Origin of the sequence: Luteimonas galliterrae (genome assembly GCF_023374055.1) — a bacterium.
GTDB classification, from domain to species: Bacteria; Pseudomonadota; Gammaproteobacteria; order Xanthomonadales; family Xanthomonadaceae; genus Luteimonas_C; species Luteimonas_C galliterrae.
Genome location: NZ_JAMBEP010000002.1, coordinates 99,172 through 123,873, shown reverse-complemented (window position 1 = coordinate 123,873; position 24,702 = coordinate 99,172). Strand labels below are relative to the sequence as shown.

At 67.2% G+C, this 24,702-nt stretch carries 20 protein-coding genes; 14 read left to right on the top strand and 6 right to left on the bottom strand.

Annotated elements, in window-relative coordinates:
• Position 1: 1 nt before the first annotated feature.
• Positions 2-1,855, bottom strand: a complete 1,854-nt coding sequence (locus M2650_RS11190; protein WP_249474566.1) for a TonB-dependent siderophore receptor — start codon at positions 1,853-1,855, stop codon at positions 2-4.
• A gap of 189 nt (positions 1,856-2,044) precedes the next feature.
• Between M2650_RS11190 and M2650_RS11185 the strand changes: the two genes are divergently transcribed.
• The 5 genes from M2650_RS11185 (at position 2,045) to M2650_RS11165 (ending at position 7,746) form a co-directional block, all read left to right on the top strand.
• Positions 2,045-2,938 (top strand): LysR substrate-binding domain-containing protein, encoded by an 894-nt coding sequence (locus M2650_RS11185; protein WP_249474565.1) that lies wholly within the window; start codon positions 2,045-2,047, stop codon positions 2,936-2,938.
• On the top strand, positions 2,935-3,609 hold the full coding sequence (locus tag M2650_RS11180; protein ID WP_249474563.1) for an alpha/beta fold hydrolase: 675 nt from the start codon (positions 2,935-2,937) through the stop codon (positions 3,607-3,609). The genes M2650_RS11185 and M2650_RS11180 overlap by 4 nt, the downstream gene beginning before the upstream one ends.
• Positions 3,610-3,712: 103 nt before the next feature.
• Positions 3,713-4,468, top strand: coding sequence for a glycine zipper 2TM domain-containing protein (locus tag M2650_RS11175; RefSeq protein WP_249474562.1), 756 nt, complete (start codon positions 3,713-3,715; stop codon positions 4,466-4,468).
• Between the two features lie 473 nt (positions 4,469-4,941).
• A complete protein-coding gene (locus M2650_RS11170) occupies positions 4,942-5,823 on the top strand; it encodes a bile acid:sodium symporter family protein (RefSeq protein WP_249474560.1) in 882 nt (293 codons plus the stop codon).
• 255 nt (positions 5,824-6,078) lie between these two features.
• The gene (locus M2650_RS11165) at positions 6,079-7,746 is read left to right on the top strand and encodes an amidohydrolase (protein WP_249474558.1); all 1,668 of its coding nucleotides are present in this window, start codon (positions 6,079-6,081) and stop codon (positions 7,744-7,746) included.
• 87 nt (positions 7,747-7,833) lie between these two features.
• Here the strand turns inward: M2650_RS11165 and M2650_RS11160 are convergent, their stop codons facing one another.
• Positions 7,834-8,709 (bottom strand): PhzF family phenazine biosynthesis protein, encoded by an 876-nt coding sequence (locus M2650_RS11160; protein WP_249474556.1) that lies wholly within the window; start codon positions 8,707-8,709, stop codon positions 7,834-7,836.
• 73 nt (positions 8,710-8,782) lie between these two features.
• Here M2650_RS11160 and M2650_RS11155 point away from each other — a divergent pair, with 73 nt between their 5' ends.
• The 5 genes from M2650_RS11155 to M2650_RS11135 all read left to right on the top strand — a co-directional run bounded on the left by M2650_RS11155 (position 8,783) and on the right by M2650_RS11135 (position 15,546).
• Positions 8,783-11,401, top strand: a complete 2,619-nt coding sequence (locus M2650_RS11155; RefSeq protein WP_249474554.1) for a bifunctional aspartate kinase/diaminopimelate decarboxylase — start codon at positions 8,783-8,785, stop codon at positions 11,399-11,401.
• A complete protein-coding gene (locus M2650_RS11150) occupies positions 11,391-11,906 on the top strand; it encodes a hypothetical protein (protein WP_249474553.1) in 516 nt (171 codons plus the stop codon). Before M2650_RS11155 ends, M2650_RS11150 begins: the two co-directional genes overlap by 11 nt.
• Positions 11,907-13,265, top strand: a complete 1,359-nt coding sequence (gene murL / locus M2650_RS11145) for a UDP-N-acetyl-alpha-D-muramoyl-L-alanyl-L-glutamate epimerase (RefSeq protein WP_249474551.1) — start codon at positions 11,907-11,909, stop codon at positions 13,263-13,265.
• Positions 13,246-14,631, top strand: a complete 1,386-nt coding sequence (gene murD / locus M2650_RS11140; protein WP_249474550.1) for a UDP-N-acetylmuramoyl-L-alanine--D-glutamate ligase — start codon at positions 13,246-13,248, stop codon at positions 14,629-14,631. The genes murL and murD overlap by 20 nt, the downstream gene beginning before the upstream one ends.
• A gap of 183 nt (positions 14,632-14,814) precedes the next feature.
• Positions 14,815-15,546, top strand: a complete 732-nt coding sequence (locus tag M2650_RS11135; protein WP_249474549.1) for a dienelactone hydrolase family protein — start codon at positions 14,815-14,817, stop codon at positions 15,544-15,546.
• Positions 15,547-15,716: 170 nt separating this feature from the next.
• Here M2650_RS11135 and M2650_RS11130 read toward each other — a convergent pair whose 3' ends face one another.
• Positions 15,717-16,715: a polyprenyl synthetase family protein gene (locus M2650_RS11130; RefSeq protein WP_249474548.1), complete on the bottom strand. Its 999-nt coding sequence runs from the start codon at positions 16,713-16,715 to the stop codon at positions 15,717-15,719.
• 163 nt (positions 16,716-16,878) lie between these two features.
• Between M2650_RS11130 and M2650_RS11125 the strand changes: the two genes are divergently transcribed.
• Together M2650_RS11125 and M2650_RS11120 are read left to right on the top strand one after the other, a co-directional pair.
• Positions 16,879-17,352, top strand: coding sequence for a single-stranded DNA-binding protein (locus tag M2650_RS11125; protein WP_249474546.1), 474 nt, complete (start codon positions 16,879-16,881; stop codon positions 17,350-17,352).
• Positions 17,353-17,700: 348 nt separating this feature from the next.
• On the top strand, positions 17,701-19,383 hold the full coding sequence (locus M2650_RS11120) for a right-handed parallel beta-helix repeat-containing protein (protein WP_249474545.1): 1,683 nt from the start codon (positions 17,701-17,703) through the stop codon (positions 19,381-19,383).
• 28 nt (positions 19,384-19,411) lie between these two features.
• Here M2650_RS11120 and M2650_RS11115 read toward each other — a convergent pair whose 3' ends face one another.
• Positions 19,412-20,326: a c-type cytochrome gene (locus M2650_RS11115; RefSeq protein ID WP_249474544.1), complete on the bottom strand. Its 915-nt coding sequence runs from the start codon at positions 20,324-20,326 to the stop codon at positions 19,412-19,414.
• Positions 20,327-20,640: 314 nt separating this feature from the next.
• Here M2650_RS11115 and M2650_RS11110 point away from each other — a divergent pair, with 314 nt between their 5' ends.
• Together M2650_RS11110 and M2650_RS11105 are read left to right on the top strand one after the other, a co-directional pair.
• The gene (locus M2650_RS11110) at positions 20,641-22,308 is read left to right on the top strand and encodes a GAF domain-containing protein (RefSeq protein WP_249474543.1); all 1,668 of its coding nucleotides are present in this window, start codon (positions 20,641-20,643) and stop codon (positions 22,306-22,308) included.
• A complete protein-coding gene (locus tag M2650_RS11105; RefSeq protein ID WP_249474540.1) occupies positions 22,305-22,955 on the top strand; it encodes a response regulator in 651 nt (216 codons plus the stop codon). The genes M2650_RS11110 and M2650_RS11105 overlap by 4 nt, the downstream gene beginning before the upstream one ends.
• A gap of 11 nt (positions 22,956-22,966) precedes the next feature.
• On the opposite strand, the gene M2650_RS11100 is transcribed toward M2650_RS11105, so the two are convergent.
• Together M2650_RS11100 and M2650_RS11095 are read right to left on the bottom strand one after the other, a co-directional pair.
• Positions 22,967-23,386 carry a nuclear transport factor 2 family protein gene (locus M2650_RS11100; RefSeq protein WP_249474539.1) on the bottom strand — a complete coding sequence of 140 codons (420 nt, stop codon included), beginning with the start codon at positions 23,384-23,386 and terminating at the stop codon, positions 22,967-22,969.
• A gap of 427 nt (positions 23,387-23,813) precedes the next feature.
• On the bottom strand, positions 23,814-24,443 hold the full coding sequence (locus M2650_RS11095) for a glutathione S-transferase family protein (protein ID WP_249474537.1): 630 nt from the start codon (positions 24,441-24,443) through the stop codon (positions 23,814-23,816).
• Positions 24,444-24,702 lie beyond the last annotated feature (259 nt).

Sequence of the window (24,702 nt, the reverse complement as noted above, 5' to 3'; positions counted from 1 at the left end):
TCTATTCGCCCAGCGCCAGGCTCAGCATCACCCGGCGTTCGGGTTCGTAGGACTGGATCCCGCTGCCGCCCACTGTCCAGGCGTATTTGTCGGTGGCGTTGTAGACGCGCAGGCGCAGGGCCGCCGGCAGGCCATTCCAGGCGAACCGGTAGCGCATGCCGACGTTGAGCAGCGTATAGCCGGGCGTGCGGTAGCGATTGCGTTCGTCGACGAAGCGCGGCCCGTAGTAGGTCGCGTCGGCATCGATCGAAACGCCGCGCCATCGCGAAGGCGCGTAATCGAAGCTGGCCAAGGCCAGCTTCGCCGAGCGTCCGACCGGATGCTCGCCGATCTGGCCGGCGTCCACGCGATCGCCCTGCAGCCGCATCCGCATCCAGGTCGCGCCGGCGACCACGTGCAGGCCTTCGGCGATGTCGCCCGCCAGGGAAATTTCGGCGCCGCGGTGCTGGACATCGTCCAAAAACCGATAGGCATTGCCGGCGTCGAAGCCGGGCTCGGGTTTTTCGATCTCGAACAAGGTGCCGATCAGCGACAGCGACGCGTCCGGTTGCCACTTCACGCCCAGCTCCGACTGCTGCGCCAGGATCGGAGGCAGCACCTGGAAACGATTGCTGGCGTTCTCGGGAGCGCTGCCCGCTTCTTCGATGCCGCGCGTCGTGGAGGCGAAAGCCGTCGACCGCGCCGACAGCGGCAGCACGATCGAGCCGTTGTACAGCCAGGCGCCAGAGCTGCGCATCGTGCGTACGCCGTTGGCCTGCAGCGCGGTTTCGTCGATCGCGACGCGGCGCAAACCGGCATTGGCGGTGAAACCGCCGCGGTGCTGATAGCGCCAGCCCAACCCCCATTCGCGTTGCTCGACCCCGGCGCCGCCCTGAGGTCCGTGATCGTCCGCCGCGCGCGGCGCTTGCGGTACCTGACCCAGCAACGAGGCGTCGCCCACGTCGACCGACGTCGTGCGCGGGTTGCGATAGTCCGAGCGCCGCGAGCGGGCGAGTGCGGTCAACTCGTGGCGATGGCGTTCACCGGTCCAGTCGCGGCGTGCGATGGCCTCCAGCGCTTTCGAATCGATCGTGCGGTCGCGCGCGACCAAGGCCGATGCCGACGCGCGGCCCGCAGCGTCGATTTCGGTGAACAGGTTGAAGTCCGACCGAGGCCGGTCTACGCGCGAACGAACGGCCGACAGCGAATAGTCCCAAGCGTTGTCGCGCGCGTCGGAAGCGGCGATCGCGCCTGAAGTGACGTTGCGGGTGTCGAAGCGCGACCACGTCTGCCCGAGGTAACGCAGCCGGTCGGGTTGCGGCAGGCGCACGCCGTCGGCGGGCACGAATCCCACGTCGGCCTGGTAGCGCTGCACGTAGAGGCCATGGAAACCGGTGAGCTGCCAGCGCTGGCCCAGCCGCAGCCGCGGCACCAGTCCGACGCCGTAGTATTCGGCTTCGTTGCCGAACATGTAACGCGCGCTCGGCGAACCCAGCACGCCGCCCGACAGCGAGAAACGCCCGTCGTCGGTGCGGCGGGTGAAGAAGCTGCGCAGATACGGCCGCGGATTGCTGTCCAGCGCATGCTGGAAGCCGATTTCGATGCGGCTGCGGTCGCGATCGCCCGGCAGCAGCGTGTATTGCACGATGCCGGACGGCGCCGGGAAGTCGATCGGTAGCGCGCTTGCGCCGACCCGGACCTGCGACGACGCGACGATGGCGTCCGTGGGCCCCGCCGCGCGCACGAAATAGGCGTCGCCGATGCGGTAGTTGCCCGCCTGCTGCAGGTCGAACCCGCGCACCAGCGATTCGGAATACAGGCCGATGCTTTCCTGGCCGATGCGGCTGCCGAACGCATCGTCGGCGCTGCCGGCCACATCGTCCTGGGCTTGCGCTGCGGCTGCAAAAACGGCGGCGCCGAGAGTCGCGAGGTAGCGGGCGCGTCTGCGCGTACGGCACGGTCGGATCGGGTGGCGCATAGGAAGGCGGGTAGGGAAGACGCGCCCATGCTCGCCGCGGCCGGGCTGTTGACATAGCGCAACGATCGATGATGTGCTGTGCGCCACATGCACAGCTCATCCTTGCCGCCGCTGGACGGACTGACCGCCGTGATCGCCGCGCACCGCACGGGGTCGTTCACTGCCGCCGCCGAATCGCTGGAACTGACCCATGGCGCCGTCAGTCGCCGCGTGCAGTCCGTCGAGCGCTGGCTGGGCACGCCTTTGTTCGAGCGCCACGGCCGCGGCGTGCGCGCTACGCCTGCGGGTCAGCGCTTCGTCGCGCAGGTAGAGGAAGCGCTGGGCGCCATCCGCGAATCCGCCGACCGCTGGCGGCCGCGCCGCGAGATGCCGACGATCAGGATCAGCGTGGTGCCTTCGTTCGCGCGGCTATGGCTGCTGCCCAGGTTGCCCGCCTTGCAGGAATCGCCCGCGCAACGGCGGATCGAACTGGCGATCGAACATCGCGTCGCAGATCTCGCCGCGGGCCAGAGCGATCTCTCGGTGCGTTACGGAAAGGGCCAGTGGCGGGGTGTCCGCGCGCAATTGCTGTTCGCCGAACAGCTGTATCCGGTGGCTTCTCCCGATCTAGCCGCCAGCCTGGGCGCCCACGCAAAACCCGCGCGCCTGGCCGAGCACGCCTTGCTGCACGATTCGGACACCAGCCAGTGGCGCGACTGGCTGGCCGCGCAGGACGTGCGCTTCCGCGCCAAATCCGCCGACCGCCGTTTCGAGGATTACGACCTGGTGCTGACGGCCGCGCAGGCGGGGTTGGGCATCGCCTTGCTGCGCTCTCCGCTCGCCGACGATGCTGTCGCCAGTGGACGCCTGGTGCGCGTCGCCAAACCGGCGATCCGCAATGTCGCCGGCCATTACCTGGCGATGGCCGCGGCCGAGGATCGCGAATCGGTGCGCCGGGTCGCCGACAAGCTGCTGGCGATGACGGCGGCCTTGCGGCGATGAAATCGGCATTGCTGATCCACGGCGCCGGCGGCGGCGGCTGGGAGTGGAATCTTTGGCGCGGGGTGTTCGCGGCGCGGGGACTTCAAGCCCACGCCCCCGATCTGCAGTCTTCGCCCGCCGGTGTGCAGGCGACCGTGTTCGAAGATTACGTCGCGCAGGTGCGCGACGCGCTGCGTACGCTGCCACGCCCGCGAGCGCTGATCGGCGCGAGCCTGGGCGGCTTGTTGGCCGCGTTTACGGCCGACGAGGCCGACGCGCTGGTGCTGATCAATCCGCTGCCTCCGGCGCCGTTCCACGAGGGACTGCCGCATCGGGCATGGCCCGATGTCGTGCCGTGGCGCCGCGATGCTCGGCTGGCATCGACGCGCAAGTCGATGCCCGATGCCAACGATGCATCCGCGCTCTACGCCTTCAGGCGCTGGCGCGACGAAAGCGGTGCGGCGATGCGCGCGGCGCAAGCCGGAATCGCCGTCGCGAAGCCGCTATGCCGGGTGCTCTGCCTAGTTTCTGAAGACGACGAAGATGTACCTGCGGCAACCACGCTGGCGCTGGCGGCGGCTTGGCGGGCCGATGTGATCCGTTTGCCGGCCGCCGGCCATGTGGCGCCGTTGCTGGGTGCAAGCGCCATCGACGCGGCCCGGCAGTCGATGGCGTGGCTGTCGGCGAGGTAAACCCCTTGTTGGCCGTAGCGCTGTAATCGGTTTCGATTCAGCACGGCTTTACCTGCCCGACTCTAGCGTGCGAGGCGCGCCATTCCGGCGCCCGGAGCACACCATGAAACGCCTCGCTACTTCGATCCTTGCCCTGGGCTTGGCCGCCACGGTCGGCACCGCCTCGGCGCAATCCTCGGGGTATTACTCCCAGTACGGCCAGCCGACGGTCGACCGTTACGGCCAGTCGTCGGGCAGCCACTACGACTACGCGCGCGTGCTTCGGGTGGACCCGGTGATCCAGTCGGATTACGGCTATGGCAATACCGGCGCGCATTCGAATGGTTCGCAACGTTGCTATACGCGCAACGAGGGTTATGCGTCCAACGACCCTTACTACAACAATGGTTATGGCAACAACGGATACGGCAACGACGGATACTACGCTCGCGACGGCTACTATCGCAGCAGCAACGGCTATGGCAACGACGGCTATTACGGCAACAACGGTTATCGCGGCGGCAACGAAACCAGCCGTACGGTGGCGACGGTCGTCGGCGGCGTGATCGGTGCGGTGGTCGGCAGCAAGGTCGGCGGCGGCTCCGGACGTTACGTCGCCTCGGCGCTGGGCACCATGGCGGGCGGCATGGCTGGCCGCGCGATTTACGACCAGTCCGTGCGCCAGCGGCAGCGTCCCGCTTCGGTGACCGTGTGCGATCCGGAACCGGTCCGCAACGGCTACGGCTATAGCCGCGTCAACGACAACCGCGTGGCGGGCTACGATGTGACCTACGAGTACGGCGGGCGCAGTTACCGCACCCGAACCGATTACCATCCGGGCGACCGGATCCGTGTGCGGGTCGACGTACGCCCGGAGTAATCACCGCTTTGCAGGGAGAGTAGGAAGGGGCCGAAAGGCCCCTTCTTTTTGGCCAGCGATTGTCGCTTCCCTCGTCTTGGAGTTTGCCCGGTTCGCAGGGCCCACCTGTATTGACGCTAGGAGAAGCGAATGTCCCGCAATCTGCTCTTGAAATCGACGATGTTATCCATCCTGTTGGGATTGGCTGTGGTAGCTCCCGCAAAAGCGGGTCCTACGGTGCAAACGTGCATAGGTTGGCGCGAGTGCTTCATTTTGAGATTCGTTTGCGGAAAGTATGCTGGCGCTTACGGCGGTGTCGTCAACTTGGGCGATATGTCTGTCTCTGGCACTTGCGCTATCTGACTAGTCAACCGGCTCGACCTCACGCGAAGGTTGCCTTCGCGTGAGATCGAGTTCCGATCCAAGAAAGCTATGCACGCGGCGTCATATTCACGATACGATGCCTGGATATCGGTCGAGCCATGGGTTGACGCATGCAAGATAGCTTGCTGATCAAGTTCGCTCTGCCGCTGGCCATCGCGATCATCATGTGCGGCATCGGCATGACCCTGAGCGGCGGCGACTTCCGCCGCATCGCCGAACGGCCCAAACCGGTGCTGGTCGGCATCCTGGGCCATTACGCGCTGCTGCCGCTGCTCGGTTTCGCCGTGGCGTGGCTGTTCCCCATGCCGGCCGAATTCGCGATCGGATTGGTGCTGGTCGCGGCCTGCCCCAGCGGCACCACTTCGAACGCATTGACCTATCTGGCGCGCGGGAACGTCGCGCTGGCCGTGACGCTGACGGTCATCAGTGCGCTGGTGACGTTCCTCAGCGTGCCGCTGCTGGTGAACCTGGCCCTGCAGTTGTTCGGCGGCGAAACCCGCGACATCCGGCTGCCGGTGGGCCAAACCATCGTGCATCTGGCCGCGTTAGTACTGGTGCCGGTGCTGCTGGGCATGGGCGTCCGCCGTTCCGCGCCGTCGTTCGCGCAGCGCGCCGAGCCCTGGGTCAGCAGGTTCGCGCTCGCGTTCCTGCTGCTGCTGATCGTGGGCATCGCGATATCCGAACGCGCGAACCTGCCGACCTGGTTCGCGCAGATCGGCCCGGCCGCGATGACGCTGTGTTGCGCCGCCATCGGCCTTGGCTTCCTGCTCGGGCGGATCAGCGGACTGGCGGTACGCGACGCGATCACCATCGGCATGGAAGTCGGTGTGCAGAACAGCACGCTGGCGATCGTGATCGCGTTGACCTTGCTCCATTCGTCGCAGATCGCGGTGCCCGGGGCCATGTATGGGCTGCTGATGTATTTCCCGGCGTTGGCGATGGCCGCTTGGGGGCGGCGTGCGGTGGTACGGCACGAAACCTCCGGACAGTGAGCAACTGCTTTTCGTAGGAGCGGCTTTAGCCGCGAGCTTTCCGACCGATGACGAGATCGCCACGGTAATAGCCCGCTTCATGCGCCGCCTGAAGCCGTCCTTCGGTTGTTTTGCGCGCTTGCCTCTCCGCGCACCGGCGGCTCAGGGCAAGAGCCCGCGGCTGAAGCCGCTCTTACGAAGCGCTCAAGCGCGGCGGGTTGCCACGAAGCCCGAGCGCGCCGCATAGTTGACGGGTCCAACATCGGAATTACGCGAATGCGTCGTCTCGTTTTGACTGCTGCGTTATGCCTGACGCCGTTGGCGCTGTCGGCCGCCGAAGTGCATGTGCTGACCGCCGCGCGCATCCATACCTCCGACGCCGGGCAGCCGAACGCCGAGGCCATGGCCTGGGACGACAGCGGCCGCGTGCTCGCGCTCGGCGACGCCAAGACCTTGCTTGCGCGCTATCCCGGCGCCGAGCGCATCGATGCCGGCGGCGCCATCGTGATTCCCGGCCTGATCGACGCGCATGCGCACCTGATGGGCCTGGGCTACGCGCTGATGCGCGCCGACTTGGTCGGCACCAAGGACAAAGCGGACATCCTGCAGCGACTGCGCGAATACGAAAAGACGCTGCCAAAAGATGCTTGGCTGCTCGGCGGCGGCTGGGACCAGAACGACTGGCACGACAACAAGTTCCCGACCGCCGCCGATCTGGATGCGGCCTTTCCCGATCGCCCGGTCTGGCTGGAGCGCGTGGACGGCCATGCCGGCTGGGCGAATTCGGCAGCGATGCGTGCGGTCGAAAAAGGGCCGGCCGGCAAGACGCTCGACGGCGATTGGCAACCGGATGGCGGCCGTATCCTGCGCCAGGGCGACAAGGCCACCGGCCTCTTCGTCGATGGCGCGATGGACCTGATCAACCGCGTCGTGCCCGCGCCCGACGAGGCCTTCCGCGAAAAAGCCCTGCAGCGCGCACTGCAGGCCACGGCCAGCAACGGCCTCACCGGCGTGCACGATATGGGCACTTCGCGCGAAGACTTGGCGTTGTTCCGCCGCTTCGCCGACGACGGCCGCCTGCCGTTGCGCATCGATGCCTACGCCGATGGCGACAAGGCCGCGCTGCAGGACTTGTGCGCGAACGGCCTGTACCGCCATTCCGGCGGCCATCTGAAGATGCAGGGCGTCAAGCTGTATATGGACGGCGCGCTCGGCAGCCGCGGCGCGGCATTGCTGGCCGACTACAGCGACGAGCCCGGCAACCGCGGCCTGCTCGTCACCGTGCCCGACGCTTACGAAGCGGCGGTGCGCAAGGCCAAGCGCTGCGGCGTGCAGGTGGCCACGCACGCGATCGGCGATCGCGGCAACCGCCTGGCGCTCGACACCTATCAGCGCGTATTGGGCGACGACGCCAAGTCCGACCACCGTTGGCGCATCGAGCATGCGCAGATCGTGTCGCTGGACGACATCCCGCGTTTCGCCAAGCTCGGCGTGATCGCTTCGATGCAGCCGACGCATGCCACGTCCGACATGCCGTGGGCGCAGGATCGCGTGGGCAAGGAACGCATCGCCGGCGCCTATGCTTGGCGGCGCTTCCTCGATTCGGGGGCGCATATCGCGCTGGGCTCCGACTTCCCGGTGGAATCGGTCGACCCGCGCCTGGGCTTGTACGCGGCGGCGACGCGGCAGGATCGCCAGGGCCAACCGCCCGGCGGCTGGCTCGCCGACCAGAAATTGAGCGCGGCCGAAGCGTTGCGCGGCTTCACCGCCGACGCCGCGTATGCAGGCAAGGACGAAAAGGCGAGCGGCCGTCTCGCGCCGGGGTTGCCGGCGGATTTCGTGATCGTGGAAACCGATCCGCTGACGATGCCGGTGGCCGAACTCGACGATCTGAAGATCCGTTCGACCTGGATCGACGGCAAGCCGGTCTACGAAGCGAAATAGCCGCACATCCGCTTTTGTAGGTGCGAATTCATTCGCACGCTTTTCGATCAAGAGCGTGCGAATGAATTCGCACCTACGAAAAACCGCTTACCAGTCGATGTGGCCGCTCACCACGGTCACCACGCGCCCGCCCGACCACACCTGGCCGCCGTCGTCGACCTGCAGTTCGATGATCGCGTCGTGGCCCACTTCTCGGCCCTGGCTGATGCGGTAGAAGCCGGTTTCGCCGGGCAACGCGTCCTGCGACGCCAGCCATGCGGCCAGCGTGGCGTTGGCCGCGCCCGAAGCGGCATCCTCGAATTGCGCCGGCGCGCCCACCCAGGCGCGAACCGCCAGGTAGTACACCGGGTCGGTGCTGCGCGCGAAAACGCACAAGCCCATGCTCTCGGTGGCCTGCGCCAGGCGGCCGATCGCTTCCCAGTTCGGCGTCGCGGCGCGCAACGAAGCCTCGTCGCGCACTTCGGCCAGCCACCAGCGGCGGCCGCCGTCCATCAGGGCGGGCGGAAGCTTGCCCGGCGGCAACCCGGCCAACGCGTCCTGCAGGTGCGGTTCGCCCGGCCCGGCAATCCTCAGCACCCGTGCCTGCGGCGTGCGCACGGCGATGGTGCGCGAGCGGCCGCTGCCGGCCACGCGCAAAGGCAGCTTGCCGGCGACGCCGTCCTGCACCAGCAGCCCGTCGCGCGGCTGCGCCAGCCCGGCTTCGAGCACCGCATGCGCGGTGCCGACGCTGGGATGGCCGGCGAACGGCACTTCGCGGCGCGGGCTGAAGATGCGGATGCCGTAGCTGGCGTCCGGCGAGGCGGCCGGAAAAACGAAGGTGGTCTCCGGCAGCCGCGTCCAGCGCGCGATGGCCTGCATGGCCTCGTCGTCCAGGCCTTGGGCGTCCAGCACTACCGCCAGCGGATTGCCTGCGCCGGGGCGGTTGGCGAAGACGTCGAGTTGCGCATAGCGGCGTGGGGACATGCAGGGGGCTTCCGGCGTGGGCTTCGTCTAGAATTGCGCGTTCGCGCCCGATGCCCGGGCGAGCAAGCATTCTATGTCCTCCGTCACCCCTTCCGATCGCTGGATCGTGCTCAAGTTCGGCGGCACCTCGGTGTCGCGTCGCCATCGCTGGGACACCATCGGCCGGTTGGCGAAACGGCGCGCGGACGAGAACGGCGCGCGCGTGCTGGTGGTGGTGTCGGCGCTGTCCGGCGTCACCAACGAGCTGCAGGCCATCGCCGAGGGCGCGCCGCACCCGGCTGCGCGCATCGATGCGCTGGTCGAACGGCATCGCGCCTTCGCCCAGGAGTTGGCGATCGACGCCGACGCGGCGCTGGGCGAGCGCCTGGCCGCGTTGAAGGCGCTCGCTGCCGATGCGCGGTCCGCATCGCGCCCGCTGGACTGGCAGGCCGAGGTGCTGGGGCAGGGCGAGTTGATGTCGTCGACCCTCGGCGCCGCCTATCTGCGCGCGCAGGGATTCGATTTCGGCTGGTGCGACGCGCGCGACTGGCTCGACGCGATCGCGCTGCCCAACCAGAACGATTGGTCGACGCGCCTTTCCGTCTCGTGCCGGCGCGAAGCCGAGGGCGACTGGCGCCAGCGCTTCGCCGCGCAACCCGCCCGGTTGCTGTTGACGCAAGGTTTCATCGCCCGGCACGCCGACGGCAACACCGCCATCCTCGGCCGCGGCGGTTCGGATACCTCGGCGGCGTACTTCGGTTCGCTGCTCGGCGCGCAGCGCGTCGAGATCTGGACCGACGTACCCGGCATGTTCAGCGCCAACCCGCGCGAAGTGCCCGATGCGCGGCTGCTGACCCGGCTCGACTACGCCGAAGCGCAGGAAATCGCCACCACAGGCGCCAAGGTGCTGCACCCGCGCTCGATCAAGCCCTGCCGCGACGGCGGCGTGCCGATGGCGATCCTGGACACCGAGAAGCCCGACCTGCCCGGCACCAGCATCGACGGCGCCGCGCTCACCGTGCCCGGGGTCAAGGCCATCAGCCGCCGCAACGGCATCGTGCTGGTATCGATGGAAAGCGTCGGCATGTGGCAGCAGGTCGGCTTCCTGGCCGATGTGTTCGAGCGCTTCAAGCGCCATGGCCTGTCGGTCGACCTGATCGGCTCGTCGGAAACCAACGTCACCGTGTCGCTGGATCCCAGCGAGAACCTGGTCAGCACGGACGTGCTGGCCAAGCTGTCGGCCGACCTGGCCGAGATCTGCCGGGTGAAGGTGATCGCGCCCTGCGCGGCCATCACCCTGGTCGGCCGGGGCATGCGTTCGCTGTTGCACAAGCTGTCCGACATCTGGGCGGCGTTCGGCAAGGAACGCGTGCATCTGATTTCGCAGTCGTCCAACGACCTCAACCTGACCTTCGTGATCGACGAGGCGGACGCCGACGGCCTGCTGCCGCACCTGCACGCCGAACTGGTGCGCAGCGGCGCGATGCCGGTGCAGGACGCCAGCGTGTTCGGCCCGAGCTGGCGCGAGATCGTGCAGGGCCCGCCGGCGCCGCCGCCGGCGCCGTGGTGGCGCACGCAGCGCGAGCGCCTGCTGCGCATGGCCGCGCACGGCACGCCGCGCTACGTCTACAACCTCGCGGTGGTGCGCGAACGCGCGCGCGCGCTCAACGGCGCGACCGCGATCGACCGCCGCTTTTTCGCGCTCAAGGCCAATCCGCATCCGGACATCCTGCGCACGCTGCAGGCCGAGGGTTTCGGATTCGAATGCGTGTCGCAGGGCGAACTGCAGCACGTGTTCACCGTGTTCCCGCAGTTCGATCCGGGCCGCGTCCTGTTCACGCCCAGCTTCGCGCCGCGCGGCGAGTACGAGGCGGCGTTCGCGCGCGGGGTGACGGTCACGCTGGACAACGTCGAAGCGCTGCACAACTGGCCGGAGGTGTTCGCCGGCCGCAAGATCTGGGTGCGCCTGGACCTGGGCCGCGGCGAAGGCCATCACGCCAAGGTCAAGACCGGCGGCAGCGCGTCCAAGTTCGGCCTGCCGATCGCCGCGCTGGACGCGTTCGTCGCGCGTGCGCGCGCGCTCGACGTGCGCATCGTCGGCGTGCATGCGCATCTGGGCAGCGGCGTCGACCTGCCCAAGCATTGGCAGCAGGTCTACGCCGAGCTGGCCGGTTTCGCCGACGGCATCGGCACGGTCGAGATCATCGACATCGGCGGCGGACTGCCGATCCCGTACAAGCCCGACGCGAGCCCCTTCGACATCGCCGCCTGGGCGGCGGGCCTGGCCGAGATCAAGGCCGCCTATCCGCGCTTCCAGCTGGCGATCGAACCGGGCCGTTATCTGGTGGCGGAGTCGGGCGCGCTGCTGCTGCACGTGACCCAGGTGGTCGAGAAGGACGGCGTGCGCCGGGTCGGCGGCGACGCCGGCATGAACGCGTTGATGCGGCCGGCCTTGTACGAGGCCTATCACGGCATCCACAACCTGTCGCGCCTGGACGATGCGCGTCGCGCCGAGTTCGACATCGTCGGCCCGATCTGCGAATCCAGCGACGTGCTGGCGCATTCGCGCCTGCTGCCCGCAGCCACCGCGGAAGGCGATGTGTTGCTGATCGCCGACGCCGGCGCCTACGGCTACGTGATGGCCAACCATTACAACCTGCGCGACCTGCCGCACGAGGAAGCGATGGACGGGGACGGCATCGATGAGCCCTAAGGCCGCGCTGACGCTGGCCAGCGCGCTCACCGCGGCCGCGCTGGTGACGATCGCCTACGTCGCGATCGGCGCGATGAGCGGCGCGCCGTGGTCGGAGTGGCCGTCCAACGCACGCTCGGCCCTGGGCATCGCGCCTGCGGCGGCGATGACGGCCGGCTTGGCGGCGTGGCTGGTGGTCGGCTGGCGCGAAGGCGCGGACCTGGACCGCAAGTGGACGCCGATCGGCATGGCGTTCAAGACGGTAGCGCTGGCCTTCCTCATGTTTCCGGTGTTCGTGCTGATCTGCCTGATGATCGCCGAACTGCTGGACCAGGTATTCGCCGCTGCGCCGGGCACTTTCCGCGAGGCGTGGGTTTGGATGCCCTCGATCGCGTTGTACGCGCTTATTTTCGGCGTGATGCTCGGCGCCTTGCCGGCGCTGGCGGCCGAATTCTTCCTTTGCCGGCGTTACCTGCGGCTGACGACCAAGAATTTGTCGGATAAATACAATGGGGCGGTTGATTAGATGACGTTCGACAGGGATTCCATCCGCGCCTTCCGCTTCGTCCGCTGCGATTTCGATCCCGGCACCGGCATCGCGCGCTTGGTCTACGCGTTCGACGACGGCCCGGAGCTGGTCGAAACGATCACGATTCCGGGCGCACCGTTCGCGCTCGACGGCGCTCGCGCGCAGGCTGCGGAAAAGGCGCTGCGTTCGCTGCACCTGATCACCGGCGTCAGTTATTACAAGGCAGCGGTGCCTGCGGAAATCCGGATCGATTCGTACGGCATCGATGCCGACACCGCTGCATTGATGGAAGAACTCTACCTCAACGGCCTGGGCGAATTCGCGTATCGCAATGGCCTTAACCTGCACGGCCGGATCCGTTTTCCGGCTTCCGATCTCGCTCCCGCAAAGGCGGATGCGGCGTCGCTCGGTCTGCGCAGGCATGCGCTCGTCGCCATCGGCGGCGGCAAGGATTCGCTGGTCAGCATCGAAGCGTTGCGCGCGGCCGGCATCGAACAGACGGTCACCTGGGTCGGCGGCTCGCAATTGATCAAGGCCTGCGCCGAACGCACCGGCTTGCCGACGCTCAACATCGGCCGCCAGCTGGCGCCGGAACTGTTCGAATACAACCGTCAGGGCGCCTACAACGGCCATATCCCGGTCACCGCGATCAACTCGGCGATCATGGTGTTCGCCGCGGCGCTGCTCGGCGCCGATCAGGTCGTGTTCTCCAACGAGCGTTCGGCCAGCTACGGCAGCCTGATCGAAGGGACCGGCGAGGTGAACCACCAGTGGTCGAAAGGCTGGGCCTTCGAACGCGACTTCGGCGGCTACGTGCAGCGCCGCATCGCCGCCGACCTGAGTTACTACTCGCTGCTGCGGCCATTGAGCGAGCTCGCGGTGGCCCGGCAGTTCGCCAAAACGGATCGCTACGACGCGCATTTCTCCAGTTGCAACCGCAACTTCCACCTGCTGGGCGAACGTCCCGCCAGCCGCTGGTGCGGCGTCTGCCCCAAGTGCCATTTCGTGTTCCTGGCCTTGGCGCCGTTCATGCCCAAACCGCGGCTGGTGGCCATCTTCGGCCGCAACTTGCTCGACGATGCCGCGCAGATCCCCGGTTACGACGCATTGCTCGAGTTCCAGAACCACAAGCCTTTCGAATGCGTCGGCGAAGGCAAAGAATCGCGCGCTGCGATGGCGGCGCTGGCGCAGCGTCCGGAATGGCGGGAAGACGCCATCGTCGAACGCTTCCGCCGCGAGATCCAGCCGCAACTGCAGGCTTCCGAACTCGACATCGCTCCATTGTTGACGATAGACGACGAGCATCGCGTGCCGCCTGCGCTGTGGGACAAGCTAAGTGCGCATTTCGCAACTTGAAGGCCGGCGCGTCGCGCTGTGGGGCTGGGGGCGAGAGGGCCGCGCCGCTTACCGTGCGATCCGCTCGCGCCTGCCGCAACTGCCGCTGACGCTGTTCTGCAGCGCCGATGAAGCCGCCGACGCAAGCGCCGCGGGCGACGGAGCGCTCAGCGTCGAAACCGATGCCAGCGCGGGCCGTTTGTCCGCGTTCGATATCGTCGTCAAATCGCCCGGCATCAGCCCTTACAAGCCCGAAGCGCTGATCGCCGCGCACGAAGGCACTCGTTTTGTCGGCGGCACCGCGCTGTGGTTCGCCGAACGGCCGGATGCGCGCACGGTCTGCGTCACCGGCACCAAGGGCAAGAGCACTACCACCGCCTTGCTCGCGCATCTGCTGCGCGCGGGTGGGCACCGCACGGCCCTGTGCGGCAACATCGGCCTGCCGTTGCTGGAATTGCTCGAAGACGAGGCCGAATTGTGGGCGATCGAGCTGTCCAGCTACCAGACCCGCGACGTGGCCGGCTCGGGCGTGCGCCCGCATGTGGCCGTGGTCACCAATATCTTCCCCGAACACCTGGATTGGCACGGTGGCGAACAACGCTACGTCGAGGACAAGCTGGCGCTGCTGACCGAAGGAAAGCCGCGCATCGCCGTGCTCAACGCGCAGGATCGCAGGCTCGCCGCGCTGTCCTTGCCGGACAGCGAGGCGCGCTGGTTCGGGCGCGAGGACGGTTGGCACCTGCGCGGCGACGATTTGTTCCGCGGCGAAGATTTCGTTTTCGACACCCGTGCGGTAGCGCTTCCCGGCCGCCATAACCGCGGCAATCTCTGCGCGGTGCTGGCCGCGATCGAAGCTCTGGGGTTCGATGCGGCTTCGCTGGCACCTCTGGCCCGCGATTTCGTGCCGCTGCCGCACCGCCTGCAGACGCTGGGCGCGCGCGACGGGATCGCCTACGTCAACGATTCGATCAGCACCACGCCGCACGCGAGCCTGGCGGCGCTGGACGTGTTCCGCGGCCGTCGCGTCGCGATCCTGCTCGGCGGCCACGATCGGGGTATCGATTGGTCGGATTTCGCGCTCGCGATAGGAGCCAATACGCCGGCGGTCGTGGTGACGATGGGCCAGAACGGCCCGCGCATCCACGATCTGCTGAGCGGCGTTGCGCGCACGGCGGGCTTCCGGCTGCTGCATGCCGAAGATCTCGAACAGGCGGTCGCGCAGGCGCGCGCAGCGTTGGCGGGCGAGGGCGTGATCCTGCTGTCGCCGGGAGCGCCGAGTTTCGGTCCCTACCGCGACTACACCCACCGAGGCCGCCACTTCGCGCGACTGGCCGGCTTCGATCCGGATATCATCGCCTCGATTCCCGGCCTGGGCATCTCGCCGTAGAACGGGATGTCCGGCCGTTCGTAGGTGCGAATTTATTCGCACGCTCTTGCCGGTAAAAGCGTGCGAATAAATTCGCACCTGCGAAAATCCGCATGCTCACATCCATGTAGGGAGATTGCCGCTATGCGCCGTTCGTTACTCGCCGTCGGGTTATCGCTGTGCTCCGTTTCCGCTTTCGCCGCCATGAAATCCGAACCGATCGAATACAAGGTCGGCGACGACACCTTCAGCGGCTATCTGGTGTACGACGACGCCGACAAGGAAAGGCGCCCAGGCTTGGTGATGGTGCCCAACTGGATGGGCGCCACCCAGGATTCGGTGGAGAAGGCCAAGAAGATCGCCGGCGACGATTACGTGATCCTGATCGCGGACGTCTACGGCAAGGGCGTGCGGCCGAAGGACAGCAAGGAGGCGCTGGCGCAGGTGCAGAAAGCCTATTCCGACGGCGGCGCGACGCTACGGCGCCGTGCGCAGGCCGCAGTCGACACGTTGAAGGCGCAGAAAGGCAAGTTGCCGGTCGACGACGCCAGGATCGGCGCATTCGGCTTCTGCTTCGGCGGCTCGGTGGCGCTGGAGCTGGCGCGCTCGGGCAGCGACATCAAGGGCGGCGTCGTCAGCCTGCACGGCGGTCTGGAGGGCCATGTGCCGATCAAGGACAACAAGGTGAATACGCCGATCCTGGTGCTCAACGGCGCCGACGACAGCAGCGTGACGGACGAAAATATCGTCGCTTTCCAGAAAGAAATGGACGCGGCCAGGGCCGACTGGCAGTTCGTCGATTTCAGCGGCGCGGTGCATTGCTTCACCCAGCCCGAATCGAACGACCCGCCCAACTGCGTCTACAACGAAAAGGCGGCCAAGCGGGCGTTCCGGATGATGGACGATTTCTTCGAGGAGCAGTTCGCGGCGAAGTGAGTTTTCCTCTCCCCTTGCGGGAAAGGATGCCCGCAGGGCGGGAGAGGGGACGCGAGCGTAGCGAAGCGTGCTTTTGCTCTTCGTGTCAGATGGCGCGAAAAGCCGGACCCTCTCCCTGGCCTTCGGCCTGTCCCTCTCCCGCAAGCGGGAGAGGGGGAAAGCGTACGCCGTCAGCTCTTCCGATCGACGGCGTAATGCGCCAGTCCTCGCAACGCGGCGACGCCGTCGTTTTCTTCCAGCCCTTCCAACGCGCGTTCCGCAGCGTAGGCGTATTCGTTGGCGCGGCTGCGGCTGTATTCGAGGCCGCCGGTCGCATTGATCGCCGCCAGCACTTCCGGCAGCGCCGATACGTCCCCGTTCCCGACGACGCCGCGCAACCGCGCGGCGACCTCGGGCGGGCTATGCGCGATCGCATGGATCAGCGGCAGCGTCGCCTTGCCTTCGGCCAGGTCGTCGCCCAGGTGCTTGCCCAGGTCGGCTTCGTCGGCGCTGTAATCCAGCACGTCGTCCGCGATCTGGAAGGCGTAGCCCAGATTCATGCCGTAGTCGTGGAAACGCCGCTGCGACTGCGCGTCGGCGCCGGCCAGCAGTGCGCCCAGGCGCGTGGCGGCGGCGAACAGCACCGCGGTCTTGCGCTCGATCACGCGCAGGTAGGCGGCTTCGTCCGTGTCGGGGTTGCGCACGTGCAGCAGTTGCAGCACTTCGCCCTCGGCGATCGCGTTGGTGGTATCGGCCAGGATCCGCATCACTTCGACCCGGTCCAGTTCCACCATCAGCTGGAAGCTGCGCGAGTAGAGGAAATCGCCGACCAGCACGCTGGGCGCGTTGCCCCACAGCGCGTTGGCGGTCTTGCGGCCGCGGCGCAGGTCGGACTCGTCGACCACGTCGTCGTGCAGCAGGGTGGCGGTGTGGATGAATTCGATCACCGCGGCCAGCTGGTGCGCATCCGGCCCGGCATGGCCCAGCGCGCGCGCCGCCAACAGCAGCAGCATGGGCCGCAGCCGTTTGCCGCCGGCGGCGACGATGTGCTCGCCGATCTGGTTGACCAGGGCCACGTCCGAGGCCAGGCGGCGCCGGATCAGGGCATCGACGGCGGCCATGTCGGCGGAGGCCAGGGCCTGGATGGCGGCCAAATCGAGCGTTCGCAGACGGGAAGGCGCGGAATCCATGGGCGGGCCGGACGAAAAGAGGGCAATTATAAGAGGGGCCGGCGCCGTGCGATTCAGACAAGCCCGACGTCAGGCCGCGATATCGGCCTACGGCACTCCGGGGCGCGGCTATAATTCAATGATGCGGCCCGATCCGGGCAGGCACAGATTGAGGACGGCAAGCATGGCCCGCGGCGTAAACAAAGTGATCCTGGTCGGCAACCTCGGCAACGACCCCGAGACCAAGTACACCCAGGGCGGCATGGCCGTGACCACGATCAGCCTGGCCACCAGCAGCGTGCGCAAGGACAAGGACGGCAACACCCAGGAACGCACCGAATGGCACCGGGTGAAGTTCTTCGGCAAGCTCGGCGAGATCGCCGGCGAATACCTGCGCAAGGGCCGCCAGGTGTACGTGGAAGGCTCGATCCGCTACGACAAGTTCACCGGCCAGGACGGCGTCGAGAAGTATTTCACCGACATCGTCGCCGACGAGATGCAGATGCTCGGCAGCACCGAAGGCCGCGGCGAGCAGCGGACCGAGCGCAGCGGCGGCGGCGATCGCCCTTCGCGCCCGGCGCCGGCGCAGCGCCGCGAGCCGGCGCCCTCGCAGCAGCAAGGCATGGACGATTTCGCGGACGACGATATTCCGTTCTGAAACGGTCGGCAGGTCGACGTGCAACCGCAAGATCAAAATGGGTCCCAGCTTGCGCTGGGATGACGGCCTGAGGGCGAAGCCGCTGGATGACATGCCGCTCCTGCGCAGATGTTCGCTCCGGGATACTGCCTCCGCAGTCCGGCCTTTGCGGGGGATGACGGCTTAACGCGTTATTTTCGATGTCTCCTTTCGCCCGACAGGGATAAGATGTCGCGGCTGCTTGCCGGGCTGTCCCTGAAGCGCGTTCTGCGCGATCGGTCACATCTCCGGCGCGGACACTGACCAAAGTCGGTGTCTGGTTTCCGTTGCGGGAACCAGAATGGGATTTGGCTTTAGGGAGAATGGGCCATGCATAGGGATTTCCGCGTCGTCGCCTCGGCATTCGCTTTCATGCTCGCAGCCCCGGCGGCATCGGCCGCGACCTATACGGTCGGCCCCAGCGGCCGGCAATACACGCAGCTCTCCGCGGTGTTCAACGCCAGGAATCTTGCGCCGGGCGACGTCATCCTGGTCGACGGCAACGCGACCTATTCGGGCGGGATCGTAGTCGGCGAAGACGACGGCGGCGCTTTCGGCAGCCCGGTGACGATCCGCTGGCGGCGCGAGCCCGGCGCCTCGCGGCCGGTGCTAAGCGGCGGCGAGCACACCATCAAATTCGAGTTGTCCGATCATGTGGTGCTGGACGGCTTCGAGATCCGCGGCGGCAGCAAGACCTGCGTGTTCAGCGAAGCCCACGATGTCGTCGTGCGCGACAGCGTCATCCACGGCTGCGATGCGCACGGCATCCTGGGCGCGGATCTCCATTCAGGATCGTTCACGCTGGAATACAGCGAAATCTACGACGCCGGCGACGCCGCCACGAAGCATCCGATCTACATGCAGTCGGACGAAGTGGCCCATCCCGGATCCGTGTTCCGCATGCGCTTCAACTACGTGCACGACGGCAACGGCGGCAACCTGCTCAAGAGCCGGCACGAGCGCAACGAGATCTATTACAACTGGTTCGAAGGCGCCGCCTACCAGGAGATCGAGCTGATCGGGCCGGACTGCGAAACCCAGGACAACGACTGGACGCCTGGCTTGAAGACCGAGAACTCCGACGTGGTCGGCAACGTCATCGTCCACACCGGCGAATGGGCCAATGCGGTCCGCATCGGCGGCGACCTCAACGGCCGCAACATGGGCCATGTGCGCATGGCCAACAACACGATCCTGTTCGACCGCCTGGGCAGCGCCACCGCGGTGCTGGTGCAGCTGGGGCAGGGCAGGCTGGAAATGCACAACAACCTGATCTACCAGACCAGCGGCACGGGTCCGGCCGTCGTGCGCGAAAATCCCGCCAGCGCGCACGAAGAGCCACCGGTATGCGCGCCTTTCGACCTGGAACCCTGGGCGGCCGGACGCAAAGTCACCGGCAGCAACAACTGGGTGCAGACCAACGCCAGCAACGTGCCGGTCGAATGGACCGGCACGCTCAAGGGATTGGATCCGTTGCTGGCCAATATCGCCCAACGCAATCTGCGCCCGGCGAGCGGCAGTCCCGCGGTCAACAAGGGCAACAACGCGCCGCCTGCGCCATCCGGAGCGCCGTTCCCGTCGCCGCTGTTGTTGCCGGCCGCCGATCCCCCGATCCGCGAGAAACTCGGTTACGGCCGTTGGCGGCCGCGTGCCGTTCCCGGCGGCATCGATATCGGCGCGCTGGAATCGTCGAAATCGAACGAGCCGATGCCGCTGGAAGGCGGCCCACCGAAACTGCCCCCCAAGCCGCCTGCCGCGGGGGCGACCACTCCGCCGGTTGCGGGGCAACCGCGACAGGCCGCCGCGCCATTGTCGCCATCGGCGAGCAAGGCATCGGCGCAGCCGTCGCTGCGCTCATCGCCGCAAGTGATGGCGATGGCTGCACCCGGATCGTGGTCCTGCCTGCTGCAGTCGCCTCCGGCGTGGGATCTGCCGATCAATTTGTATTTGCGCGCGAACTGGTGCGGGCCGGGCTTGTCCGACGATTCGAACCACCTCTGGTCCGATCGGTAGGTCATCCGCCGGACGCCATCGCAAGGCGCTAAGGCGCCTTCGCGGCATCGCGCGCAATCGGCGGCAGGCTGCGCAGGAACAACCAGATCGAATGCAGTTCGGCATCGCTCGCCTGGCCCACCGCGCGCCAGGGCATGGCCTTGCCATCGATTTCGCTGCCGTCCGGCCGCCGCCCGGTTCGCATCGCGGCGATGAAGTCGCGTTCGCTCCACGCCGCAAGGCCGGTCGCATGCCGCGTCAGGTTGGCGGCTGGCGGCATGCCCGGGCCGCCGTGATCCATCCGCCCGCCGGCGAAATCGCCGCGATGGCAGCCGGTGCACAATTGCGCGGCATGGCGGCCGTATTCGAGCGTGCCGATCGGCGGGGCTTCGGCGACGGCGCTCGCGGCATGGTCGATGCTTTCGGCGGAGAGAAAGCTCTCCATCTTGCCGGCCACCAACAGCGTGCGGCCCACCGGTCCCAGCGCGCTGTCCGGCAACTCGCGACGCACCGGCGCGAGCGTGGCGAAGTAGGCCGATAGCGCATCGATCTCGCGCATGCTCAGGCTGGCGTATTCCTTGGACGGCATCATCATCAGCGGACGCGAATCCAGATCCACGCCGTGATGCAAGGCGCGGTACATGCGTTCTCGCACCGAGACCCGCGCATGGCCGGCCGGCATGACGGTGAGGTTGTCGCCGACGATCCGCCCGAACGGCATCTCGTCCAACAGCACTTTGCCGCCGAAATCGTCGCCGTGGCAGTCGGCGCAGCCGCGCGAGCGCGCCAGGCGGGCGCCTTCGGCGATCAGCGCCGGGTCGGGTTCGGCGGGCGCGACACGGATCGCGTAGTCCTTGCGCAGGCGGCTTTCGCTCAACGCATAGACCGATACGACCGCAACGAGGACCAAGCCGGCCAGAACGCCGGCGCCGTACATCGTTTTTCGCAATAGGGATTTGGGCATGCGGGGAATGATTGGGTGCGTGGCGACGGGCGCCTGCAGTGGAAAACGGCCGGACACCGGTGCCTAGGCCAGAATCGCCGATCATCGCCCGCCGCGGCGCCGCGAGGCACTGCGGATGGTCAGGCCTCGGGCGTCACGCATGTGGGTGTGCGGCCGTTGCGTGGCGCCTGAGTCCGGTTCAGAGTGTCGAGCAAGCCCGACGGGCCATACTCACTTTGGTCAGTGTCCGCTACCCACCGGGGGTACGCGCCAGCCTCCTGACTGCTGCGTACCATGCCTACGGCCCGCCCGCGAATGAGCGTCGTGAATCGCAAATGTTGGCTTCCGCTGCCGCACCCGCTAACGACATAGGCACGCAGCTCGAACTGCTGTCGCAGATGATCGAGGAAATTTCCGGCGAACTGGCGCTGGAGCCGCTGCTGCGCCGCATCGTCGAGCGCGCCTGCAAGCTGATCGGCGCCGACGACGGCGTCATCGGCCTGTACGTGCCCGAGCTCGACGCCATCCGCACCGCCGCCAGCTACAACATCCCCCACGACGAACTGCGCGCCGTGCTGGCGCGCGGCCATGGGCTCACCGGCCGCGTGCTGGAACTGGATGCGCCGCTACGCTGCCGCTACGGCGACCTGCCGTACCCCAGCAGGACGGCGGCCCGCGACATGAACATGCTCGGCATGCCGATCCGCGCGCGCGGCAAACTGATCGGCGTGTTCGGCATCGGCACCTGGCCGCCGCGCGTGCTGGACGAGCAGGCGCAGGACCTGCTGGACCTGTTCGCGCGGCACGCCGCGATCGCCATCCAGAACGCCCAGCGCTACGCCGAAGAACATCGCCGCGCATCGCGCTTCGCTTTGATCGCGCGCGTGGCCGCGATCGGCGCCACCGGCCCGGACCTGGAGAACCTGCTGCAGCAGGCCGCCGACGCCATCCACGAAACGCTCGAATATCCCAACGTCGACATACCGCTGGTCGATCCGGACGATCCGGAGACCTTGGTGATCAGCGTGCGCGGCGGCGACTACAAGCGCCTGATCCGGCACACCGATCGCCTGCCGGTGGGCCAGGGCATCATGGGCGCCGCCGCGCGCGAGCGGCGCGTGCAACTGGTGAACGACGTCGCCGGCGATCCGCGCTACGTCACGCCGCCCGGCGTGCGCAAGCCGCTCGCCGAACTTGCGATCCCGATCGTGCATGGCGACGAAGTGCTGGGCGTGCTCAACGTCGAAGGCGACCGCGCCTTCGACGAACTCGATCGCGCCAGCCTGGAGATCGTGGCCGAACACCTGGGCGTGGCGATCGTCAACGCGCGCCTGTACGAACGCTCGACCCGGGTCGCCTTGCTGGAGGAGCGGCAGCGCCTGGCGCGGGACCTGCACGACAGCGTCACCCAGATCCTGGCGTCGATGAGCCTGATCGCGCAGTCGCTGAGCGAAGCCTGGTACTACAACCCGGCCGAAGGCGAACGCCGCGCCGCGCGCCTGAGCGAACTGGCGCAACTGGCGTTCGCCGAGCTGCGCGGGCTGCTGCGCGAACTGTCGCCCAGCGATGCGCCGCGCAAGGGCGTATTCCCCGCGATCAAGCAGCAGCTGCCGGCGACGATGCAGCGCCTGCTCGCGGCGATGGTGCCGGCGCATATCCGTCTCAGTCTGGATACCTCGCATTATCGACCGCAACACAAGGCGCACGAAGAAGCGATCCTGCGCGTCTGCCAGGAAGCCGTTTCCAACGCCGTGCGCCATGCCGAACCCAGCCGCATCGGCATCGTGCTTTCGGTCGACGCCAAGGCGATGCGCCTGCGCGTGTGCGACAACGGCCGCGGCATGCCCGCTGCGGCCACGCCCGGCATGGGCCTGGGCAATATGCGCGAACGGCTCGCCGAGCACGGCGGCGAGCTGGTGATCGGACCAAGCAAACCGCACGGCACCCGTATCGACGCTTTCCTTCCGCGTGCCGATATCGAAACTGGCAAGAGGCAAAAATGAACGAACAACCGATCCGGATCCTGCTGGTGGACGACCATGCCGTCGTCAGGGAAGGCCTGCGCGGCCTGCTCGAACAACAGGAGAGCATGCAAGTGGTGGGCGAGGCGGGCGACGGGCTGGCTGCGCTGGACCATCTCGCGTCCGACGCGCCCGACGTGGTGGTGCTGGACATGAAAATGCCCGGTCCCAGCGCGGTGGAAACCATCGGCGCCATCAAGCGGCGCTCGCCCAACGTGAAGATCCTGGTGTTCACCAGCTACGCCGAGGATTCGCAGGTACGCGACGCGCTCACCGCCGGCGCAACCGGTTACCTGCTGAAGGACGCGCTGCGCGACGACCTGATCCGCGCGGTGCACGAAGTCGCGGCCGGCCGCGCCTGGCTGCATCCGCAGGCGCAGCGGCAGATGCTGGATTGGATGCGGCGACCGCCTTCGCCGATCGATTCGCTGACCGCGCGCGAGCGTTCCGTGCTCGGCCTGTTGGCCGAAGGCCTCAGCAACAAGCAGATCGCGCGCCAGCTGGACCTCACCGAGGGCACCGTGAAGGGTTACGTCAGCCAGGTGCTGGACAAGCTCGGCGTCGCGGACCGCACGCAGGCCGCATTGCTCGCGCACAAGGAAGGCCTGGAAGCGTTGGGCCGGAGCTGAATCCGTTCGCGTCAGCCGCCGGCGGGCGGCTGATGCTTGAGCCTGGCGATTTCTGGAAGCAGGCGCGACCGGTCGAAGTACACCTCGTTGCGATAGATCTTGCCGGCGCTATCCAGTTGCACGTTGCAGACGCCGTAGATCTCCAGCACCGTCGTGCCGACCGGGATCGTGGCCCGCCATTTGTTCAAGAACCCGTCCTGCAGCGGGATCGGCTCCACCAATGTCCATACCCACTCGGGGTTGTAGGCGAGCAGCTTGCGGAAGTGAGCCAGCAGCGCCGGCTTGCCTTTCACGCCGGCGGGTATGGCCGGGTCGAGATAGAACACGTCGTCGGCGTAGAAGTCCGCCAGGCGCTCGGGCTCGTTGCCGGTCCAGGCGGGCAGCCGCCGTTCCGCGAAGTTGCGGGCTTGTTCGATGCTGAGGTGCTCCATCGCGCTGATCTCCGATCCGTCGGCCGGCGGTTGGATTGAAAATCCTGCGCGAAGCGGCCGCCGGAAAAAAGCCACCTTCATTTTAGAAGCCCTTGCGGACATCCGTATTTCGCGAAGGCATGGAAGCGCTCCGACGACTCCCTTGTTCCGGGGGGAAACAAGCGAGCCGCCGGAGCGGTAAGACATCGGACCATGCCGTGGCGCGTGCAGGCGGCTGCTGCGCCGTCAAAAGACTTCCGACGAACCGCTCGCATAAAGGGGCGGATGGCATGCAGCGCGGTTCGCCGGAAGAAAACGCTCGTCATGGTGGGCGGGTCGTACCGAGGGCATCGCCCACCCTGGGATCAGCTTGCGCCGGCCGATCGATGCACGGTAGCCACTTGCGGCAGGTATGCGGCCTGCCTTTAGCCGGGTGCGCGGTTGCGGCTCAGGCTGCTTCGGCGATCGGTTCCAACCCTTCGGCCTGCAGCGCGGCGCGCACGCCCGGATCGGCTTCCATGCGCTGCTTGAACGCCTGCAGGCGATCGAGGCCGGACATGTCCAGGCGGTGCATCTCCGCCCAGCGCAGCATGACGTACAGATATGCGTCGGCGGCGCTGCGGAAGCCGGTGAACCATTCGCGTCCGTCCAACTGCGCGTCCGCGCGTTCGAACATCTTCCGCAAACGTATCGCGGCGGCGGCCTTGAGCGCATCGTGCCGGTCCGCATCGGGCAGGACGATCGCCGGGGCGAAGAACACTCCGAAAACCGGATGTATGTCGGTACAGCCCAGCGCGAGCCAGCGCATGGTTTCGGCGCGTTGCATGGCGCTGCCGTCGCCGAACAGGCCCGCATGCGGATAGGTTTCGGCGATATAGGTCAGGATGGCGATGTTCTGAGTCAACACGTAATCGCCGTCCACGATCGCCGGCACCGTGCCGGCGGGATTCAATGCCCGGAATCGCGCGGATGCGAGCGTGTCGCGATTCATGATTTCGACCTCGAAAGGCCGGCCGGTCCATTGCAGGGCGATGTGATCGGCGGTGGAGCACGCGCCGGGGTAGGTCATCAACTTCATTCGAAAATACGCGTAGTGGGGGAGAGCGATTTTCGGCGGTGCATGTTCGCGGCGGCACCGCGATAGGTAGGAGGCGGCGGCTAACCATCGTCGGTGCGCCGGCATCGGGATATATGGCGCGGAGCTGACCGTTCGAGCCTGGGGCCGCCGATGCGGCGGCAGCCTTCGGTTACAATTGCCGACTGGCCGAAAAGCCAAGCTTTTCGATCATAAGTTGCTGATTTTTATGAGGTTACGGATTGTCGATCGCCTCATGGCC

Bases quoted from the DNA above. Each gene is read 5' to 3' on its own strand.
- M2650_RS11185 (WP_249474565.1), top strand. From the start codon at position 2,045: ATGCACAGCTCATCCTTGCCGCCGCTGGACGGACTGACCGCCGTGATC.
- M2650_RS11180 (WP_249474563.1), top strand. From the start codon at position 2,935: ATGAAATCGGCATTGCTGATCCACGGCGCCGGCGGCGGCGGCTGGGAG.
- M2650_RS11175 (WP_249474562.1), top strand. From the start codon at position 3,713: ATGAAACGCCTCGCTACTTCGATCCTTGCCCTGGGCTTGGCCGCCACG.
- M2650_RS11170 (WP_249474560.1), top strand. From the start codon at position 4,942: ATGCAAGATAGCTTGCTGATCAAGTTCGCTCTGCCGCTGGCCATCGCG.
- M2650_RS11165 (WP_249474558.1), top strand. From the start codon at position 6,079: ATGCGTCGTCTCGTTTTGACTGCTGCGTTATGCCTGACGCCGTTGGCG.
- M2650_RS11160 (WP_249474556.1), bottom strand. From the start codon at position 8,709: ATGTCCCCACGCCGCTATGCGCAACTCGACGTCTTCGCCAACCGCCCC.
- M2650_RS11155 (WP_249474554.1), top strand. From the start codon at position 8,783: ATGTCCTCCGTCACCCCTTCCGATCGCTGGATCGTGCTCAAGTTCGGC.
- M2650_RS11150 (WP_249474553.1), top strand. From the start codon at position 11,391: ATGAGCCCTAAGGCCGCGCTGACGCTGGCCAGCGCGCTCACCGCGGCC.
- murL (WP_249474551.1), top strand. From the start codon at position 11,907: ATGACGTTCGACAGGGATTCCATCCGCGCCTTCCGCTTCGTCCGCTGC.
- M2650_RS11135 (WP_249474549.1), top strand. From the start codon at position 14,815: ATGAAATCCGAACCGATCGAATACAAGGTCGGCGACGACACCTTCAGC.
- M2650_RS11130 (WP_249474548.1), bottom strand. From the start codon at position 16,715: ATGGATTCCGCGCCTTCCCGTCTGCGAACGCTCGATTTGGCCGCCATC.
- M2650_RS11125 (WP_249474546.1), top strand. From the start codon at position 16,879: ATGGCCCGCGGCGTAAACAAAGTGATCCTGGTCGGCAACCTCGGCAAC.
- M2650_RS11120 (WP_249474545.1), top strand. From the start codon at position 17,701: ATGCATAGGGATTTCCGCGTCGTCGCCTCGGCATTCGCTTTCATGCTC.
- M2650_RS11115 (WP_249474544.1), bottom strand. From the start codon at position 20,326: ATGCCCAAATCCCTATTGCGAAAAACGATGTACGGCGCCGGCGTTCTG.
- M2650_RS11110 (WP_249474543.1), top strand. From the start codon at position 20,641: ATGTTGGCTTCCGCTGCCGCACCCGCTAACGACATAGGCACGCAGCTC.
- M2650_RS11105 (WP_249474540.1), top strand. From the start codon at position 22,305: ATGAACGAACAACCGATCCGGATCCTGCTGGTGGACGACCATGCCGTC.
- M2650_RS11100 (WP_249474539.1), bottom strand. From the start codon at position 23,386: ATGGAGCACCTCAGCATCGAACAAGCCCGCAACTTCGCGGAACGGCGG.
- M2650_RS11095 (WP_249474537.1), bottom strand. From the start codon at position 24,443: ATGAAGTTGATGACCTACCCCGGCGCGTGCTCCACCGCCGATCACATC.